15 protein-coding genes and 1 pseudogene are annotated in these 16,929 nt (G+C 72.9%); 5 read left to right on the forward strand and 11 right to left on the reverse strand.

Features of this window, described 5'->3' with window-relative positions; genetic code table 11:
- Positions 1-102: 102 nt before the first annotated feature.
- Positions 103-1,258 (reverse strand): annotated as a pseudogene (gene chvE, locus OVA02_RS15710) (multiple monosaccharide ABC transporter substrate-binding protein).
- Between the two features lie 469 nt (positions 1,259-1,727).
- On the opposite strand from chvE, the gene OVA02_RS15715 reads away from it, so the two are divergent.
- Entirely contained in the window at positions 1,728-2,030 is a 303-nt protein-coding gene (locus OVA02_RS15715) for a hypothetical protein (protein WP_056046737.1), read from the forward strand.
- A gap of 84 nt (positions 2,031-2,114) precedes the next feature.
- Here the strand turns inward: OVA02_RS15715 and OVA02_RS15720 are convergent, their stop codons facing one another.
- The 3 genes from OVA02_RS15720 to OVA02_RS15730 all read right to left on the reverse strand — a co-directional run bounded on the left by OVA02_RS15720 (position 2,115) and on the right by OVA02_RS15730 (position 5,552).
- Entirely contained in the window at positions 2,115-3,167 is a 1,053-nt protein-coding gene (locus tag OVA02_RS15720; RefSeq protein WP_267658787.1) for an aldose 1-epimerase family protein, read from the reverse strand.
- Positions 3,160-4,416, reverse strand: coding sequence for an FAD-binding protein (locus OVA02_RS15725; protein ID WP_056046739.1), 1,257 nt, complete (start codon positions 4,414-4,416; stop codon positions 3,160-3,162). The genes OVA02_RS15720 and OVA02_RS15725 overlap by 8 nt, the downstream gene beginning before the upstream one ends.
- Positions 4,417-4,481: 65 nt before the next feature.
- Positions 4,482-5,552: an LLM class flavin-dependent oxidoreductase gene (locus OVA02_RS15730; RefSeq protein ID WP_056046741.1), complete on the reverse strand. Its 1,071-nt coding sequence runs from the start codon at positions 5,550-5,552 to the stop codon at positions 4,482-4,484.
- A 251-nt stretch (positions 5,553-5,803) separates the two neighbouring features.
- Between OVA02_RS15730 and OVA02_RS15735 the strand changes: the two genes are divergently transcribed.
- On the forward strand, positions 5,804-6,283 hold the full coding sequence (locus OVA02_RS15735; protein ID WP_056046743.1) for a hypothetical protein: 480 nt from the start codon (positions 5,804-5,806) through the stop codon (positions 6,281-6,283).
- A gap of 83 nt (positions 6,284-6,366) precedes the next feature.
- On the opposite strand, the gene OVA02_RS15740 is transcribed toward OVA02_RS15735, so the two are convergent.
- The 4 genes from OVA02_RS15740 to OVA02_RS15755 form a co-directional block, all read right to left on the reverse strand.
- The gene (locus OVA02_RS15740; protein WP_324289753.1) at positions 6,367-7,812 is read right to left on the reverse strand and encodes an NtaA/DmoA family FMN-dependent monooxygenase; all 1,446 of its coding nucleotides are present in this window, start codon (positions 7,810-7,812) and stop codon (positions 6,367-6,369) included.
- Positions 7,813-7,906: 94 nt separating this feature from the next.
- On the reverse strand, positions 7,907-8,542 hold the full coding sequence (locus OVA02_RS15745; protein WP_056046745.1) for a hypothetical protein: 636 nt from the start codon (positions 8,540-8,542) through the stop codon (positions 7,907-7,909).
- A 114-nt stretch (positions 8,543-8,656) separates the two neighbouring features.
- Positions 8,657-9,604 carry an aldo/keto reductase gene (locus OVA02_RS15750; protein ID WP_267658788.1) on the reverse strand — a complete coding sequence of 316 codons (948 nt, stop codon included), beginning with the start codon at positions 9,602-9,604 and terminating at the stop codon, positions 8,657-8,659.
- A 160-nt stretch (positions 9,605-9,764) separates the two neighbouring features.
- Positions 9,765-10,739: a D-isomer specific 2-hydroxyacid dehydrogenase family protein gene (locus tag OVA02_RS15755; RefSeq protein ID WP_056046749.1), complete on the reverse strand. Its 975-nt coding sequence runs from the start codon at positions 10,737-10,739 to the stop codon at positions 9,765-9,767.
- Positions 10,740-11,337: 598 nt separating this feature from the next.
- Here OVA02_RS15755 and OVA02_RS15760 point away from each other — a divergent pair.
- Positions 11,338-12,396 carry a magnesium and cobalt transport protein CorA gene (locus OVA02_RS15760; RefSeq protein ID WP_056046751.1) on the forward strand — a complete coding sequence of 353 codons (1,059 nt, stop codon included), beginning with the start codon at positions 11,338-11,340 and terminating at the stop codon, positions 12,394-12,396.
- A gap of 130 nt (positions 12,397-12,526) precedes the next feature.
- Here the strand turns inward: OVA02_RS15760 and OVA02_RS15765 are convergent, their stop codons facing one another.
- The 3 genes from OVA02_RS15765 to OVA02_RS15775 all read right to left on the reverse strand — a co-directional run bounded on the left by OVA02_RS15765 (position 12,527) and on the right by OVA02_RS15775 (position 14,207).
- On the reverse strand, positions 12,527-12,967 hold the full coding sequence (locus tag OVA02_RS15765) for an OsmC family peroxiredoxin (RefSeq protein WP_056046752.1): 441 nt from the start codon (positions 12,965-12,967) through the stop codon (positions 12,527-12,529).
- 88 nt (positions 12,968-13,055) lie between these two features.
- Complete coding sequence (locus OVA02_RS15770; RefSeq protein WP_056046754.1) at positions 13,056-13,541, reverse strand: MarR family winged helix-turn-helix transcriptional regulator; 486 nt, start codon at positions 13,539-13,541, stop codon at positions 13,056-13,058.
- Positions 13,542-13,631: 90 nt separating this feature from the next.
- A complete protein-coding gene (locus tag OVA02_RS15775) occupies positions 13,632-14,207 on the reverse strand; it encodes a CGNR zinc finger domain-containing protein (RefSeq protein WP_082460336.1) in 576 nt (191 codons plus the stop codon).
- A gap of 92 nt (positions 14,208-14,299) precedes the next feature.
- Here OVA02_RS15775 and OVA02_RS15780 point away from each other — a divergent pair, with 92 nt between their 5' ends.
- On the forward strand, positions 14,300-15,349 hold the full coding sequence (locus OVA02_RS15780; RefSeq protein WP_324289754.1) for a DMT family transporter: 1,050 nt from the start codon (positions 14,300-14,302) through the stop codon (positions 15,347-15,349).
- 53 nt (positions 15,350-15,402) lie between these two features.
- Entirely contained in the window at positions 15,403-16,908 is a 1,506-nt protein-coding gene (locus OVA02_RS15785) for a serine hydrolase domain-containing protein (RefSeq protein ID WP_056046757.1), read from the forward strand.
- Positions 16,909-16,929: the final 21 nt, after the last annotated feature.

Genomic DNA, 16,929 nt, shown 5'->3' on the forward strand with positions numbered 1-16,929 from the left:
TGTTCCTTCTTCCGTGTGTCGGGTGGGTGCCGCTGGGGAGCAGAGAAGCGAGGAGGCGCTGGTCGGCGACCGGCGCCTCCTCGGTTCTCGCAGGGGAGGGACCTACTTGAGGTCGGCCTCGGTGTAGTAGCCGCTGTCGATCAGGACCTCTTTGTAGTTGTCCTTCGTGACGATGGTCGGCTGGAAGAGGTACGTCGGGACGACCTTCACGCCGTTGTCGTACGTCTTGTCGTCGTTCGTCTCGGGCGTCTTGCCGGTGAGCAGGTCGTCGGCCATCACCACGGACTGGTCGGCGAGCTGACGCGTGTCCTTGTAGATGGTCGAGTACTGCTGACCCTCGATGATCGACTTGACCGAGGCGGCCTCGGCGTCCTGGCCGGTGATGACCGGGAGGGCGTCGCTGGTGTAGCCGGCACCCTCGAGCGCCGAGATGATGCCGATCGAGATGCCGTCGTAGGGCGAGAGCACGCCGTCGAGCTTGGTGCCGCCCGAGTAGGTCGAGGCGATCAGGTTCTGCATGCGGGCCTTGGCGGTGGCCGGGTGCCCATGCCGCGGTGGCGGCCTGCGTGAACTGGTCCTGACCGGAGCCGATCGTCAGCGAACCGTCTTCGATGTAGGGCTTCAGGGTGTCCATCGCGCCGTTGAAGAAGAAGGTGGCGTTGTTGTCGTCCGAGCTGCCGGCGAAGACCTCGATGGTCTTGGGCGAGGCGCCGTCGACCTTCTTGCCGTCGGCGTCGGCGAGGCCGAGACCGGTCAGGAGGCTGGTGCCCTGGTCGACGCCGACCTTGTAGTTGTCGAACGAGACGTAGTAGTCGACGTTCTCGTTGCCCGTCAGCAGGCGGTCGTACGAGATGACCTTGATGCCGGCCTTGGCGGCCGAGTCGAGCTGGTCGCTGAGCGAGCCACCGTCGATCGAGGCGACGATGAGGACCTTCGCGCCCTTGGTGATCATGTTGCTGATCTGCTGGACCTGCTGGGGGATCTTGTTGTCGGCGTACTCGAGGTCGACCTTGTAGCCCTTGTCCTCGAGGGCGCTCTTGACGGCGTCGCCGTCCTTGATCCAGCGCTCGGACACCTTGGTGGGCATCGCGACGCCGACCAGCGCACCGGCGTTGTCGCCGCTGCTGCTGCCGCCGGCGTCACCGCCGCGTCCGCCGCCGCCGCCGGAGCAGGCGGCCAGGGAGAATGCCATGCCGACGGCGACGATGCCGACGAGGAGCTTTTTCTTCACGGTTGTTCCATTCGTGTCAGGTGTCATCTCGACGGCGTCGTCGATGACGGGTGATGGTGCTGTGAGGGGATCTCTGTGGTGCGGGCGCTCGACGGCTCGGGTGGCCGGGGACGCGCCGGGCCGACGGGTGCGCGAGGCCTGCCCGTCGGGGCTGAGGGGGACGTCAGGCCGGGGCGACCGCGAGGAGGCGCGGGGCGGGCGACGTGCGGACGGCCCGGTGGGCGGCCGGGCGGCGGAGGGAGGAGCTGTTCACGGTTGACCTCTTCGTCAGGAAACGTGTGGCTGGGGTGTCGCGGAGTGGAGCGGGATGGCCCGTCGCGGGGACGGTCGAGCGCTGACCTGAGAATGTGAGCGCTCACATCGGTGGTGCTGGGCAATACTGAACGAGGTCCAGGTGCTTGTCAAGTCGGTCGGCGCCCGGCGTGTCGCGACAGGATTTACACGTTCGCCACACGCCGTTCACGCGCGTGAGCGGTCGTCACGTCACAGTGTGCCCATGATCACCGCGACCGCGACCGTCCACACGGCGCACGACGCCGCCGGCCTGTTCTGGTTGTCGCGCCGCCTGCTCGCCGAGCACCGGGCCGCGAAGGTCGAGGTGGGCCAGTACCTCGTGCAGCTCGCCGACGCCGGGACCGTGCTGCTCACCGAGCTGCCCGAGGCCCTGCGGTTCGACGTCGTCGTCCGGGACGAGCTGACGGCACGCCGCACGCGCCGGGCGCTCGAGGCCGCCCTCGAACGCTGCCTGCCCGGCACGGTGTCGGCCATGACCTGGCAGACCGAACCCGTCGCCGTCTGAGGGCGGCCCGGCGCGACACCCCCGAACCAGCGCGACGCCCCGGGTTCGTGGGGTGTCGTGCTGGTTCGGAGGTGTCGGGCCGCGCTAGAACGCGGTGATGGTCCAGCTCGCCGTGTGGGCCTCGCCCGGGGCGAGCAGCACGAGGTCGTCACCCGAGTTGAAGGCGTCCGGCGGGCAGGTCATGGGCTCGACGGCCAACCCGACGCGGTCGTTCTCGGGTTCGGGACGGTCGGCGGTGTGCACCTGCACCCAGGGCAGCTCGGTCCCCCACGACATGGTGACGCCGTGGCCGTCGCGCGCGGTCACCGTGGCGGTGACCCGCGCCTCCTGACCGGGGCCCCCACCGGCGTCGCCGTCAGGGGTGCCGAACGCGAGGTCGGTGAAGGCGTGGTCGACGAAGAGGTCGCCGACCGGGTGCCCGTCGCGGAAGTCGAAGCCGTCACGGTCACCGACGGGCCGCGTGCCGACGGGGACGAGGCGGTCGTCGGTCACCTCGAGGTAGCTCGCGGCGGGCAGCGTGAACGACCAGTCGTCGACGCGACCCTCGCCGGCGATGAGGTAGGGGTGCGGCGCCGTGCCGTAGGGGGCGACGCCCGTGCCCGCGTTGCGGGCCGTGACCGTCGTGGTGAGCCCGTCGTCGGTCAGCTCGTAGACGACCGACAGCGCCAGCCGCCACGGGTAGCCGTCGCGCGGCACGAGCACGAACGAGGCCGAGGCCCGCGCGGCCTGGGCCTGGTCGATGGTCCAGTCGGCCCAGTGGGCCAGGCCGTGCAGGGCGTGCCCGCGCTCGACCTCGTTGAGGGGCAGCTGGTGTTCGACCCCGTCTCGCTCGTAGCGTCCGTCGGTCACGCGGTTGGGCCACGGGGCGAGCAGGGCCCCGCGGAAGCCCGGCCGCACCTCGTCGGCGGCGAACGGCACGACCAGGTCGCGGCCCTCGAACGTGAGCGTGCGCAGCGTGGCCCCGACCCCGGCGATCTCGGCCCGGTAGCCGTCCCGCTCGAGCACGACCTGCGCGCCGGAGACCGGCACCGGCGACGTGACGAGGCGAGCGGTCGGCGGCGCCCCCGGTGCGGGCTCGACGACGGGGGGCACGGTGCCGTGCGGCGGCACGGGGGCGACGGGGGTGGGCTCAGACATGCGCGGGCTCTCCGAGGACGGACGCGGACAGGAACGGGTTGCGGAAGCGGCCCTCGGGGTCGACCGACGCGACGTGGGCGGCGAAGTCACCGAGACGCGGGAACACCCGGCGCAGCTCGGCGTGCGTGGCGGTCGAGACCTTGCCCCAGTGCGGGCGGGCGTCGAAGGCACCGAGCACCCGCTCGATCTCGGGCAGCACGGCGAGCACCTCGTCCGGGCGGCGGTGCCAGGTGAAGTGGAAGGCCACGCTCTGACGTCCGCCGCTCGGGCTGATCCAGGCGTCGTCCGGGGCGATCGTGCGGATCTCGCTGACCATGAGCACGTCGGCGAAGGTGTGCGCGATGCCACGGAGCCCCTCGATCCCGGCGGCGGCGTGCTCGGCGGGGATCAGGAACTCGCTCTGGATCTCTTCGCCGGCGCTCGGCGTGAAGTCGAAGCGGAAGTGCGGCAGGCGTTCGAGCCACGGGCCGGCCACGCCGCCCTGCTGCGTGACGGCCGCGGTCTCGGCCCCGGGGATCATGTGCGTGGTCGCGTCGGCCCGCACGGCACCGAGGTCGCGGAGGTCGAGACCGACCGCGTCGCCGACCCGGTGCTTCGACCAGACCTGGTCGACCCCCGCGCCGTCGTACCGCGTGAAGAAGCTCAGGCTGTACGCGCCGGCGAGCACGGCGTCGAGGTGCTCGAGAGCGGCCGCCCACGGCAGGTCCTCGTGGATGGTCTGCTCGACGTCGAAGGTCGGCACGGTGTCGAGTTCGAGGCTCGTGACGACGCCGACGGCGCCGAGCGAGACGACGGAGGCGCCGAACGCGTCGTCACCGCGGCGGACGGTCTCGAGGCTGCCGTCCGCGCGGACGAGCTCGACGGCGCGGACGCCGGCCGAGAGGGCGGGATTGCGCACGCCGGAACCGTGCGTGCCGGTCTGGACCGCTCCGGCGACCGAGATGTGGGGCAGCGAGGCGAGGTTGTGCAGGGCGAGGCCGCGACGCTGCAGCTCGCCCGCGAGGGCGGCGTGCGTCGTGCCCGCACCGACGCGGACCGTGCCGGCGGCCGAGTCGACCTCGACCGGGGTCTCGAGCGCATCGAGCGAGACGAGGACGCCGTCGGTGTCGGCGACCCGGTTGAACGAGTGGCGCGAGCCCAGGGCCTTGACCCGACGGCTGCCGGTGACGACGTCACGCAGCTCGTCGATGCTCGTGGGGCGACGCAGGTCGGTCGTCGAGTACTCGACGTTGGCGGCCCAGTTCTGCATGGAGACTCCTTCGGCTCGGGGTGCTGCGTCGAGTCTAGGCGAGCCCCACCGCCGGGAGTGAGCGCTCACTCGCCTCGGGCGGCGGCCTGCCAGCCGAGCAGCGGGCCGAGGCGCTCGGCGGCGTCGGTCAGCACCTGCGTGTACTCGGCGAGTCCGAAGTCGAACGGCAGCTCGACGATCAGGTCGTCGACCTCGCGCATCGCGGCGTTCTCGTGCAGCTGCTCGGCGATCCACTCGGACGGGCCGACGAGGTCGCGGTCGAACATCATGCCGCGGGGTCCGTGGGCCACGGTGGTGCGGTCGCGACGGGAGGACGCGTAGGCCTCGTACGCCGCACGCTGCTCGGCGGTGGCCGTGTCGGTGGGCAGGACGACCGCGCCCTTGGCGACCCGCGCCTCCGGACCCGAGGGGTGGACCGCGCGGAAGGCCCGGATCTGCTCGAGTTGCGACGCCGCGAAGCGGGTCGGCTCGATCGGCCCGGGCGCGCCCGCGAAGCTGACGTTGCTGATCAACATGCCGAGGCCCTGGCGACCCGCCCACTCGGCCGACCGGGGGCTGCCCGCGCCGTACCAGACACGGTCGGCGAGGCCGGGGCTCTGCGGCTGCACCCGCCCGGTGAAGACCTCGATGCCCTCGGTGCCCTCGAACGCGCTGACCTGCTCGCCCCGGACGAGCGAGAGGAACTTCTCGACCCGGCCGTACGAGAAGTCCTGGTGGTCGGCGGCGTCCCCGTAGAGATGCGGCCCGACCTCGTCGTAGGCGCGGGGCTCGCCGACGCTGACGCCGAGCTGCAGCCGGCCGCGCGAGAGCACGTCGACCGTGCCCCAGTCCTCGGCGAGACGGAACGGGTTCTCCCAGCCGAGCGGCATCACGGCCGTGCCGAGGGTCAGGCGCGAGGTGCGCTGCGCCGCGGCCGAGAGGAACGCGACGGGCGACGAGATGCCGAACTGCAGGTGCCGCGTGCGGGTCCAGCCGCCGTCGAGCCCCAGCGCCTCGGCCCGCTCGAACAACTCGAGCCCCTGCTCGAGTCCGACGGTCGGGTCGTCGCCCTCGAAGGCGCCGATGGTGAGGAAGCCGAGACGACTCAACGGCCTCGCGGCGGCGGACGGAGCGGGCGACGAGGAGGCGGTGGTCACCCGTCGAGCCTAGCCAGACGACCCGGGTTCGCCGAGCCGGGCCCCGGCCCTCGTCCCCCCGTGCGACATCCCCGGACGGCGTCCCCCGGGGTGCGTCCCCCGCATTGGGGACCGGCCCACCCCCGTACTGGGTGCCTGTGCCCCGTTGTCCCCCACCCCGGAGTGCGGTTCGCTGGACGGAGCCGTTCGAGGGTCACGTCCACGACGACACGACCACGCACGCCACCACGACTCCAGGGGAACAGAACACGATGGACACCGCAGAGCCCGACACCGGACGCCCGGGCACGAACGACCCCTCGGACGCGGCGCTCGTCCTCGACCCCACCGCGACCGTGGGCACCGTCCGGACCACGCCGGCGCACCCGGCCCGCATCCGCCGCGAACGCGCCACCCGTCTGCGTCGCCCCGCCATTTTCGTGCTGTCCTGGCTCGACCTGCCCAACGACGGCAGCGACCCCACCCTGCCCCTCGGCACGTGCCTCGTGCTGCGCACGGTCGGCCGGCCGGCGCGGGACGTGCTCGTCGACCTGCCCGGCGGCCCCGTCCGGGGTCGCGACAAGCTGCGCCCCGGGGCCCCCCTCGGCATCGCCACCCCCGTCGAGCTCGACGCTCTGGTCGCCCTCGGCACCGTCTTCGTCGAGTGGTCGGACGCTCGCGGTGTCAGCCGGACCACGTGGCTCCGCGTCCCGCCGGTCCCGGCTCGGTACCGCAGCCCCGCCGCCCACTGACCACGTCGACGCGTCCGCCCCGGACCGGGACGTCCCCGGGAGGGACGTGAGCGACGCGCCGACGCGCGCCGCCCCTCCCGGGCTCAGCGCCGGTAGGCCGCCGCCGGGTGCGTCGCGGGGAGCCGGGGTCCGCCACCGGTCAACCGCTCGCGCAGCGTCTCACCGGGCACGTACGCCTCGCGCAGTCGACCACGACGACGCAGCTCGGGCACGACCAGCTCGACGAAGTCGGTCAGCGTGTCGAACGAGTGGTATTGGCGCAGGTTGATGCCGTCGATGCCCTCGTCGTCGAGCCAGCGCTCGACGGCGTCCGCGACGACGGTCGGGGTGCCGGCGACGAAGAACGTGCCGCCCCAGGCCTCGTCGACCGAGTCGATCAGCTGCCCCACCGTGATGTCGAGCGGCAGCGCGGCGGCTCCCGGGTGGTCGAGCCGCCCCTCGGCCTCGAGCGCCTCGCGCACGGTCCGGTCGCGGGGGTGCGCCGGGGCGTCGAAGGGGATGCTGCGGTGGATCAGCTTGCCCTGCTCGCTGGCGAACGAGCGGTAGAGCGCCAGCTTCTCGGCCACGACCTCGTCGGTCTCGCCCGTGATGACGCCGGCCTGCACGATGAACGACACGTCGTCGGCGGAACGTCCGGCCGCGACCGCCGCCTCGCGCGTGGCCGCGCCGACCGCCCGGACGGCGGGGCCGCCGGTGAAGACGACCTCGGCGTTGCGGGCCGCCTGCTCGACGCCCTTCGGCGACGCCGTCGCGAGGAAGAGCACGGGCGTGCGCTGCGGCGACGGCTCGCTGAGGTGCGGGCCGGCGACGCGGAAGTGCTCGCCGACGTGGTCGATCGCGTGCACCTTGGCGGGGTCGGTGTAGACGCCGGAGCCGGGCTCGAGCCCGTCGGCGGTGGGGTCGGCGACGACGGCGTCGTCCTCCCACGAGCCCTCCCACAGCTTGTACAGCACGTCGAGGTACTCGGCGGCGCGGGCGTAGCGCTCGGCCTTCGGCATCTCGGTGTCGAGGCCGAAGTTGCGGGCGGCGTTCGGCAGGTACGACGTCACGACGTTCCAGCCGACGCGCCCCTTCGTGAGGTGGTCGAGGGTCGACATCCGCCGCGCGAACGCGAAGGGCGGCTCGTAGCTCGTCGAGAAGGTGATGCCGAAGCCGAGGTGCTCGGTCACCGCGGCCATGGCCGGCACGACCATCATCGGGTCGTTGTTGGGCGCCTGGATGCCCTCGAGCAGGGCCGGTGCCGGGCTGTCACCGAACACGTCGTAGGCACCGAGCACGTCGGCGATGAAGATCGCGTCGAAGCCGCCACGCTCGGCCAGGCGGGCCAGCTCGAGCCAGTACGCCAGGTCTTTGTACTCGCTGCGGTGGTTGTGCGGCAGTCGCCAGAGACCGTGCGTGATGTGCCCGACGCAGTTCATCTCGAAGAGGTTGAGGATCAGCTTCTTCTTCGGGGCGGGGGTCCCGGCGTCGACGGCGGCGGCGGGGACGGTGGCGGACGGCTCGGGCGCGGGGGTGTCTGCGGTGCTCACGCGTCCTACTGTGCCGCACCGCGCCTCCTCGTCCACCGGGCGGTGACGCCGTGTCGCCCGAGGGGAGAACCGGGCGGCACCGCGGCGCGGGGGGTCAGCGCTCGCGGATCGTGGTCGTCACGTCGACGAGGCTGGGATCGGCGGGCGCCGAGCCGAAGCCGAACCGCACGGGCGGGTCGAGCGGGGCCAACGCCCCGAGGGCGCGACCGTCGAGACGGGCGTCGACCGCGACGATGCGCCGGGCCAGCGTCACGCCGTAGTACTCGCGACGACCTCCACCGGCCGTGCCCGCCGTGCGGGCACCCCGGACGATCAGTCGGGCCACCGGGTCGATCAGCGTGAGCCAGCCGGGGCGGGTCGCGAACGCCCGGGGCACGAGCCTCAGCAGCCAGCCGAGCGCGGACACGGGCCCGATCTCGAGCGACAGGTCGAGGACGTCGCCGCCCGCGTCGTCGGGGCCGGCCGAGACCCGGAGCGTCCGGTCGACGCCGCGCCACGACACGGGCTGCACGCGCACCTCGTCGAACGTGTAGGTCGACGAGACGTAGTCGGCCACGGCCTGCGACGGCGCCAGCAACGTGCGGTGGCCGTCCGCACCCTCGACCATCACGTCGACGAAGCGGCCGAGCGGCGAACGGTCCCACAACCCGACGACGACGCGCGTGCCGGACTCCGTGCCGAAGCCGGCGATGCGTCCGTGGAACCGCTGGTCGGGGGTCGCTCTGCTCATCGCTCGACCGTACGCCGACGGTGCTGCACGCACCGCGCCCCCGGGGTCCGTCGCTCCCCCGCTCGTCGCGGGCCGAGGCGGCCCCGGAGGCGCGGGTCGTCGGTTCGGGAGGCGCTACTCGGCCACGCGGTCCGAGACGGTCTCGAGGGCGGCGAGCTCGTCGGCGCTGAGGGCCACGCTCGCGCTGGCCAGCAACGCGGGCAGCTGCTCGAGGGTGCGGGCGCTGGCGATCGGGGCGACGACGCGGGGCTGCGCCTGCAGCCAGGCGAGGGCGATCGTGGCGATCTCGACCTGGTGGGCGCTCGCGATGTCGCGCAGGGCGGCCACGACGTCGAGCCCCTCGTCGCTGAAGTAGCCCTCGACGTTGCCGCTGCGGGCCCCGGCGATGTCGTCACGGCTCTGGTACTTGCCGGTGAGGAAGCCCGCGGCGAGCGAGAAGTAGGGCGTCACGCCGAGCTGGTTCAGGGCGGCCAGCGGAGCCAGGTCGCGCTCGTAGGACTTGCGGGTCACGAGGTTGTAGTGCGGCTGCAGGGCGACCGGGGCCGCGAATCCCTCGCGGCGCGCGATCTCGACCCACTCGGTGATGCGCTCGGGCGAGAAGTTCGAGATGCCGACGTGCCGCACCTTGCCGGCCTTCTGCAGCGCGTCGAAGGCGCCGAGGGTCTCGGCGAGGTCGTCGCCGGTGTCGAAGTGCGCCCAGTACAGGTCGATGTGGTCGGTCTGCAGGCGGGTCAACGAGGCGTCGGCCGCGGCGGCGACGTTGGCGGCGCCGAGCCCGGGGAACTCGGGGTGCTGGCTGACCTTGGTGCCGAGCACGATCTGGTCGCGACGCGAGGCACCACCCTGGGCGAGCCAGGTGCCGATGACCGTCTCGGACTCACCGCCCGAGTTGCCGTCGGCCCAGGCCGAGTAGACGTCGGCCGTGTCGACGAAGTTGCCGCCGCCGGCGACGAAGGCGTCGAGCACCGAGTGCGACTCGGCCTCGTCGCTGGTCCAGCCGAAGGTGTTGCCGCCGAGGGCGAGGGGGAAGACGTCGAGGTCGGATGTTCCGATGAGGGGCATGCGGGGGTTCCTTTCGCGAACGTCGCGTCGGGTCGGCGCGGCGACTACCCAGGTCTAACGCGTGCGGCGCGGGTTCGTTCCCAGGTCCGCGGCGTTGCCGCGTGCGCGGCGTTCCCGGCCGCGCGCTGCTCCCAGGTCCGCGGCGTTCCCGTGTGCGCGCTCAGTACCCCTGCTCGACGTCGACGACGCCCTCGGGGTCGCCGCCCTCGGCGAGCGCGCGGATGTTCGCCTCGACGCGGGCCTGGAACAGCGGCTCGGTCATGTCGTTCGTGTTCGCCTGGTGCGGGGTGACGAGCGCACGGGGCTCGGCCCACAAGGGGTGACCGTCGGGCAGCGGCTCGGGGTCGACCACGTCGAGGCCCGCGGCTCCGATCCGCCCCTCGGCGAGTGCCGTCACGAGCGCGTCCGTGTCGACGAGCGGGCCGCGGGCGATGTTGACGAGCACGGCCGTGTCCTTCATGGCGGCGAACTCGGCGGCACCGAGCAGGCTGCGAGTGCCGTCGGTGAGGGCCGCGGCGACCACGACGACGTCGCTCGTCGGCAGGACCTCCGCCAGGCGGTCGACCGTGATCGTCCGGGCGGCACCCGGCACGGCCTCGTCGGTGCGGCGCACCATCGTCACCTCGACGTCGAACGGCTGCAGCAGCCGCAGCAGCTCGGTGCCGATGCCGCCGGCCCCGACGATGGTGACGGACGCTCCGTTCAGCGAGATGCCGCGCTGCTCGCGCTCCCACGAGGAGGCGCGGGCCCTGATCTGCAGGGAGCGCAGCGTCGCCAGCGTCAGCGCCAGGGCGTGCTCGGCCACGGGTGCGCTGTACGCGCCCTTGGCACTGGTGAAGACCAGGCCGTCGCGGGCGGTGGCCTGCATGGTCTCGACGTAGGCGTCGACCCCGGCGCTCGGCAGCTGGACGACGCGGACGCGGGGGTGCTCCTCGATCGCCGCGCGCAGGGCGTCCTGGTCGACGCGGCCACCGAGGACGATCATGTCGGTCTCGTCGCCGAGCTCGACCAGGCGGGCGTCGGTCGCGTCCACCGCCCTCGTCGCGGGGGCGACGCCCCAGGCGTCACCGGACGACGCCTCGGAGTCGGCGGTGGCGGAGGCGGAGGGCAGGACGGTGACGGCGACGGTGCTCATCGCTCCACCGTATCGATCCGGTCACGAAAGCGACTCAGGCTCGTGTCTGCGTCGAGCCGGTGGCAGAGTGACGCCGTCTGCAGGTCGCGAAACCCGATCGTGGACGCGGGAGGCACGGGTCAACGGCGACACGCGCCTCCTTCCCCTCACCCCGACCCGTCGCTCCCGTCGCTCCCGTCGCTCCCGTCGCTCCCGTCGCACGACGGTCGACGGTCGCGGCCCCCGGGGGTACGCTGTCCCACGGCCCAGGCGGGCCCACGGCCCCACCGGGCCCGGCGGCAGCACGACGGAAGGTAGGTGAGCGGCGATGGCTGGTGACAGTACTGGCGCCCCGCGGCATCGCTCCGTGATCGCGCCGTCCGCCCCGCTCGTCTGAGCACCGGGCCCGACCGACCACGAGCGAGGCCCACGGGCACCGACGTCTCCTGTCGACGCACGTCGTCGACGACCCGACACCCCGGTGTCGTCTCGTCGCCCGTGTGCGTCGCCCCGGCCCCCACCGCACACCCGTCGTCCGTACGGCTGTCGTGACCACCACCGGTACGACATCGTCCCTCGACGGACGGTCGTCGCACCCCGAACGGCAGGAGCGCAGACCATGGCACTCATCGACAACGGCATCTACGTCGCGGGACACCGCACCGACAGCCCGGCGAACCTCGACGAGACGTTCGAGCTGCTGCACGAACACCAGGGCATGGCCTGGATCGGGCTGTACCGCGCCGACCCCGACGAGGTGCGCTCGATCGCGCAGGAGTTCGAGCTGCACCCGCTCGCCGTGGAGGACGCACTCAAGGGCCACCAGCGCGCGAAGCTCGAGCGCTTCGGCGAGACCCTGTTCGTCGTGCTGCGCTCGGCCCGCTACCTGGACGCCGAGGAGACGGTCGAGTTCGGCGAGGTGCACGTGTTCGTCGGTCCGGGCTTCGTCATCACGATCCGGCACGCCGAGAACCCCGACCTGGGTCGGGTGCGGCGCCGCCTCGAGTCGAACCCCGAACTGCTCGCCCTCGGACCCGAGGCCGTCCTCTACGCCGTGCTCGACCAGGTGGTCGACGGCTACGGCCCGGTCGTCGCCGGCATCGAGAAGGACATCGACGAGATCGAGGACGAACTCTTCGGCGGCGACCCCGAGGTCTCACGGCGCATCTACGAACTGCTGCGCGAGGTGATCAGCTTCCAGCGCGCGACGAGCCCGCTGCGCGGGATGCTCGAGAACCTGCTGCGCGGGTCGGACAAGTACGGCGTCGACGTCGAGTTGCAGCGCTCGCTGCGCGACGTGCTCGACCACGTGCTGCGCATCGGCGAGCGCGCCGACACGTTCCGCGCCCTGCTCGAGAACGCGCTGACCGTGCACTCGACGCTCGTCACCCAGGCGCAGAACGACGAGATGCGGCGCCTGTCCGAGGCCGGGCTCGCCCAGAACGAGGAGACCCGGCGCCTGTCGGAGGTCGGCCTGCAGCAGAACGACGAGGTCAAGAAGATCTCGGGCTGGGCTGCCATCCTGTTCGCCCCGACCCTGGTCGGCGGCGTCTACGGCATGAACTTCGACCACATGCCCGAGCTGCACTGGCAGTTCGGCTACCCCATGGCGGTCGCCGCCATGGTCGCGGTCGGCGCGAGCATCTGGGGCGTCTTCAAGTGGAAGAAGTGGCTCTGACGCCGTCGCACCGGTGACGCCGTCGGGCCGGTGACGCCGTCGAGCCGGTGACGCAGCGAACGCAGGAGGCGCGGGTCGGGTGACCCGCGCCTCCTGCGTCCACGAGGCGGTGCGGTGCTGCGGTCGGGGCCTAGGCCTCGAGCGCGGCGTCGAGCGTGATCTCGACGCCGGTGAGGGCCTTCGAGACGGGGCACGTCTCCTTGGCGTTCTGGGCGGCCTCGAGGAAGCCGGCCTCGTCGATGCCGGAGACCTCGCCGCGGACGGTGAGGGCGATGCCGGTGAGCTTGAAGCCGCCGGCCGAGTCCGGGCCGAGCGAGACGTCGGCCTTGACGTCGAGCGCCTCGACGGTGCCGCCGGCCTGGCCGAGGACGGCCGAGAACTGCATGGCGTAGCAGGCCGAGTGGGCCGCGGCGAGCAGCTCTTCGGGGCTGGTGGAGCCGTTGGCGTCGTCGGCGGCACGCTTGGGGAACGAGACGTCGTAGGTGCCGAGCTTCGAGCTCGAGAGCTCGACCTGGCCTTCGCCGGTCTCGAGGCTGCCGTTCCAGGCGGTGCGTGAGGTGCGAGTGGGCATGTGGTGCCTTCTTTCGTGGAGGGGGCCGACGTCGGGGTCGGCCCGGGGTGGGGTGTTCGGGGGTGTTCTGGTCGGTCGGTGAGGCGGGTCAGAGGTGCTGGTCGGTGAGGGCGGCCGTGTTCGCCCGGACGGCGGCGGCGAGCGCGGCGATGTCGGCTCGCAGCGTCTGCAGGTCGGTCAGCTCGAGACCGGTGGCGCCGCAGATCTGGTCGGCGAAGCCGGCGGCCTGCTCGCGGAGCGCGACCCCGGCGTCGGTCAGGGCGACGTCGACGGTGCGCTCGTCGGCGGCCGAGCGCGTGCGCGTGACCAGGCCGTGGGCCTCGAGCCGCTTGAGCAGGGGCGACAACGTGCCCGACTCGAGCTGCAGCTGGTGGCCGAGCTCGGAGACGGTCGTCGGGCCGCCCTGCCAGAGGACCAGCAGCACGAGGTACTGCGGGTAGGTGAGGCCGAGCGGGGCGAGCAGGTCGCGGTAGCGCGCCGTGACGGCACGCGAGGCGTTGTAGAGCGCGAAGCAGATCTGCTCGTCGAGCACGGGCGCCGGGCCCGGGGTCGTCGTGTCGGCTGCTGTCGTCATGTCGGCGACTGTAGCACGTCGCGCGCGATTTGGTTGTGCACAATCGAATGGCATCCTGCGTGACGCGGAACGGGCGGCGACGAACCCGCCTCAGTCGACGTCGAACCCGCCTCGGTCGACGTCGGCCCGGCGTTCCCGGAAGGCGATCATGTTGACGCGGTTGCCGCAGCGGACGCTGCAGAACCGCTTCGACCCGTTACGTGACAGGTCGACGAAGACCCCGTCGCAGTCCTCGGCGGCACAGGCCCGCAGCCGGCCGGTCTCGTCGGTGCGGATGACGTCGACCAGCGCCAGGGCCGACTCGACGCGGATGCGGTCGGCCAGGGGCGCGTCGTCGCTCGTCGCGTGCAGGTGCCAGTCGAGGGCGTCGTGTCGCACGAGCCGGGGCGACGAGACGCTGTCGGCCAGCATGCGGTTGACCTCGGCGGCGAGCAGGTCGCGCTCGAGCGTCCAGATGCGTCGCAGTTCGGCCCGGACGCCCTGCACCGAGGCCAGTTCGGCGTCGTCCCGGTCGAAGCGGCCCGAGAAGGCGAACGAGTCGAGCAGGGCCGTCAGCTCGGCACGGGTCGAGAGCTCGTCGCCACCGGACCGACTCGCGCCGGCACCCGTGTTGACCAGGGCGACGTTGAACTCGAGGACGTCTTCGGTGTCAGGGGCGAAATGCAAGTTGACTCCTTGTCAAGGACGGTTCTACGCTCGCCACAGAGACGGCGCGTCAGCACCCATTGTGCACGACGGCCCTGACGCAAGGAGTCCTCGTGAGCACCGGTGCGACCACGACCACGATCGCGACGACGCCCCTCGCCGCGGGGCGCCCCGCCTCGACCACCGCCGGCCTGCTCGTCGCCCTGCTGGCCGCCGCCTCGTTCGGCTTCTCGGGCCCGTTCGTCAAGCCGTTGCTCGAGTCGGGCTGGAGTCCCGTGGCCGCCGTCACGGTCCGCGCCCTGATCGGCGGGGTCGTGCTCGCCCCCGTCGCCCTCTTCGCCCTCCGTGGCTGCCTGGGTCCGATCTGGCGGGCCCGGTGGCGCGTGCTCGGCATGGCGGTGGTCGGCGTCGCCGGCACCCAGGTCTTCTACTTCGCCGCGGTGGTGCGCATCCCGGTGGGCACCGCGATCCTGGTCGAGTACCTCGCTCCGCTGCTGCTCGTCGGCGTGGCCTGGGCGACCTCGCGACGCGTCCCGCAGGCCGTCGTGCTCGTGGGCTCCGTGATCGCCTTCGCGGGCCTCCTGCTGGTCGTCGCCCCGAGCGGAGGCGTGGCCCTCGACCCCGTCGGGCTCGCCCTGGCGGGGGCGGCGATGGTCTGCTGCGCCGCCTACTTCGTGCTCGCCGCCCGGCCGAGCGGCGACCTGCCCCCGGTCGCCCTGGCGGCGTCGGGCCTGCTCGTCGGCGCCGGGCTGCTGGGACTGCTGGGACTGACCGGCCTCGTGCCGTTCACGACCTCCGCGGCCGACGTGCCCCTGTTCGACGCGATCGTGCCGTGGTGGGTGCCGATGCTCGTGGTCGGCGTCGTCGCCACCGCGGTCGCGTACGCCACGAGCATCACGGCGAGCAGCATGCTCGGCTCCCGCCTGGCGTCGTTCGTCGGCCTGCTCGAGGTGGCGGCCGCCGCGCTCTACGCCTGGCTGCTGCTCGGCGAGGCCTTGACCCCGCTGCAACTCGGCGGCGGCCTGCTGATCGTGGTCGGCATCGGCTTCGTCCGGGCCGAACGCACCCGCGAGGCCGCGGTCGTGGCCGACGCCGTGGCCGAGACGCCCCTCGGCGACGCGGTGGCCGAGCCGCCCGTCGTCGACACGACCCGCGCCTCCTGACCCTCTCGACCCGACCTGACCCGCGCCTCCGGGGCCGGGCATAGGGTCGGGGGGTGACTCCGACGACGCTGCCGCGCAGCACGCCCTCCGCCCAGAACGTCGACGCGGCGGGCATCGCCGCGTTCGTCGACGCCCTCGAGACCACGGCCGGCGTCGAGCCGCACAGCATCATGCTGCTGCGCCACGGACAGGTCGTCGCCGAGGGCTGGTGGGCTCCGTACTCGGCCGACCGCGCCCACCTGCTCTACTCGCTGAGCAAGAGCTTCACGTCGTCGGCCGTCGGGTTCGCCGTGGCCGAGGGCCTGATGGGGCTCGACGACACCGTGCTCGGCCACTTCCCCGAACTCGACGACGAGGTCACCGACCCGCGCAGCCGCTCGATGCTCGTGCGCCACGTGCTCGCGATGGCCAGCGGGCACCGCGCCGAGACCCTCGACCGTGCGCTCGCCGTCGACCCGGTCGACGTCGTCCGGGGCTTCCTGCTCACGCCGCCCGACGACGAGCCCGGCACCGTCTTCGCCTACAACCAGCCCTGCACCTTCGCCGCCGGCGCGATCGTGCAGCGCGTCACGGGCCAGCCGCTGAGCGAGTACCTGCGACCACGCCTGCTCGACCCGCTCGGCATCGGCGAGGTCGGGTGGCAGCGCGACGCGTCCGGCCGCGAGCTCGGCTTCAGCGGACTGCACGCCACCACCCACGCGATCGCCGCCCTCGGCCAGCTGTACCTGCAGCAGGGCGAGTGGGACGGCGTGCAGCTGCTGCCGCGCGAGTGGGTCGCCGAGGCCACGCGCTCGCACGTCTCGAACGCGGGCGAGTCGAACCCCGACTGGGCGCAGGGCTACGGGTTCCAGTTCTGGATGGCCCGCCACGGCTACCGCGGCGACGGCGCCTACGGACAGTTCGCCGTCGTGTTGCCCGAACACGACGTCGTGCTCGCCCTGACCGGCCAGTCGCTCGACATGCAGGCCGTGCTCGACGCGGCGTGGGCGCACCTGCTGCCCGCCTTCGGGACGGACGCGGCGCGCGTCGGCGACGCCCCGGCCGACGCCGCCCTGGCGTCCCGCCTCGCCGACCTGGCACTGCCCGGGGTGGCCGGTCCCACCGAGCACGACGCCGCACCCGTCCGGCCGGCGGACGAGGAGGCGCGGGACGGTGAGCAGGACTCCCCCGGCACCGACCGGCTCGTGTCGTTCACCGCGGCCGACGGCAACGACCAGCCCGACCTCACCCTGGTCGACCTGCACGCCGCGACCGACGCCGCGACGACGCTCACCCTCGTCGAGGGCGACTCCCGCCTCGTGGTCCGGGTCGAGGCCGAGGACTGGGTCGTCACCGACGGCTCGGTCGGCGCGGCCGGCTCAGGCGCCGGCTCCGCCGCGCCGGTCGCCGCGAGTGCCACCCGGTCGGCCGACCTGCTGCACGTCGACCTCGTCTTCCTCGAGACGCCGCACCGCCTGCACCTCACGCTCGACGAGTCGGACGGGACCTTCACGGCCTTGTGGGAGACCCAGCCGCTCCACGCACCCGCGCTGGCGCAGCTGCGCATGCCGCGCGACTGACGCGACCCGCGCCTCGCACTA

Source organism: Frigoribacterium sp. SL97 (assembly GCF_026625765.1).
Lineage (GTDB): Bacteria > Actinomycetota > Actinomycetes > Actinomycetales > Microbacteriaceae > Frigoribacterium.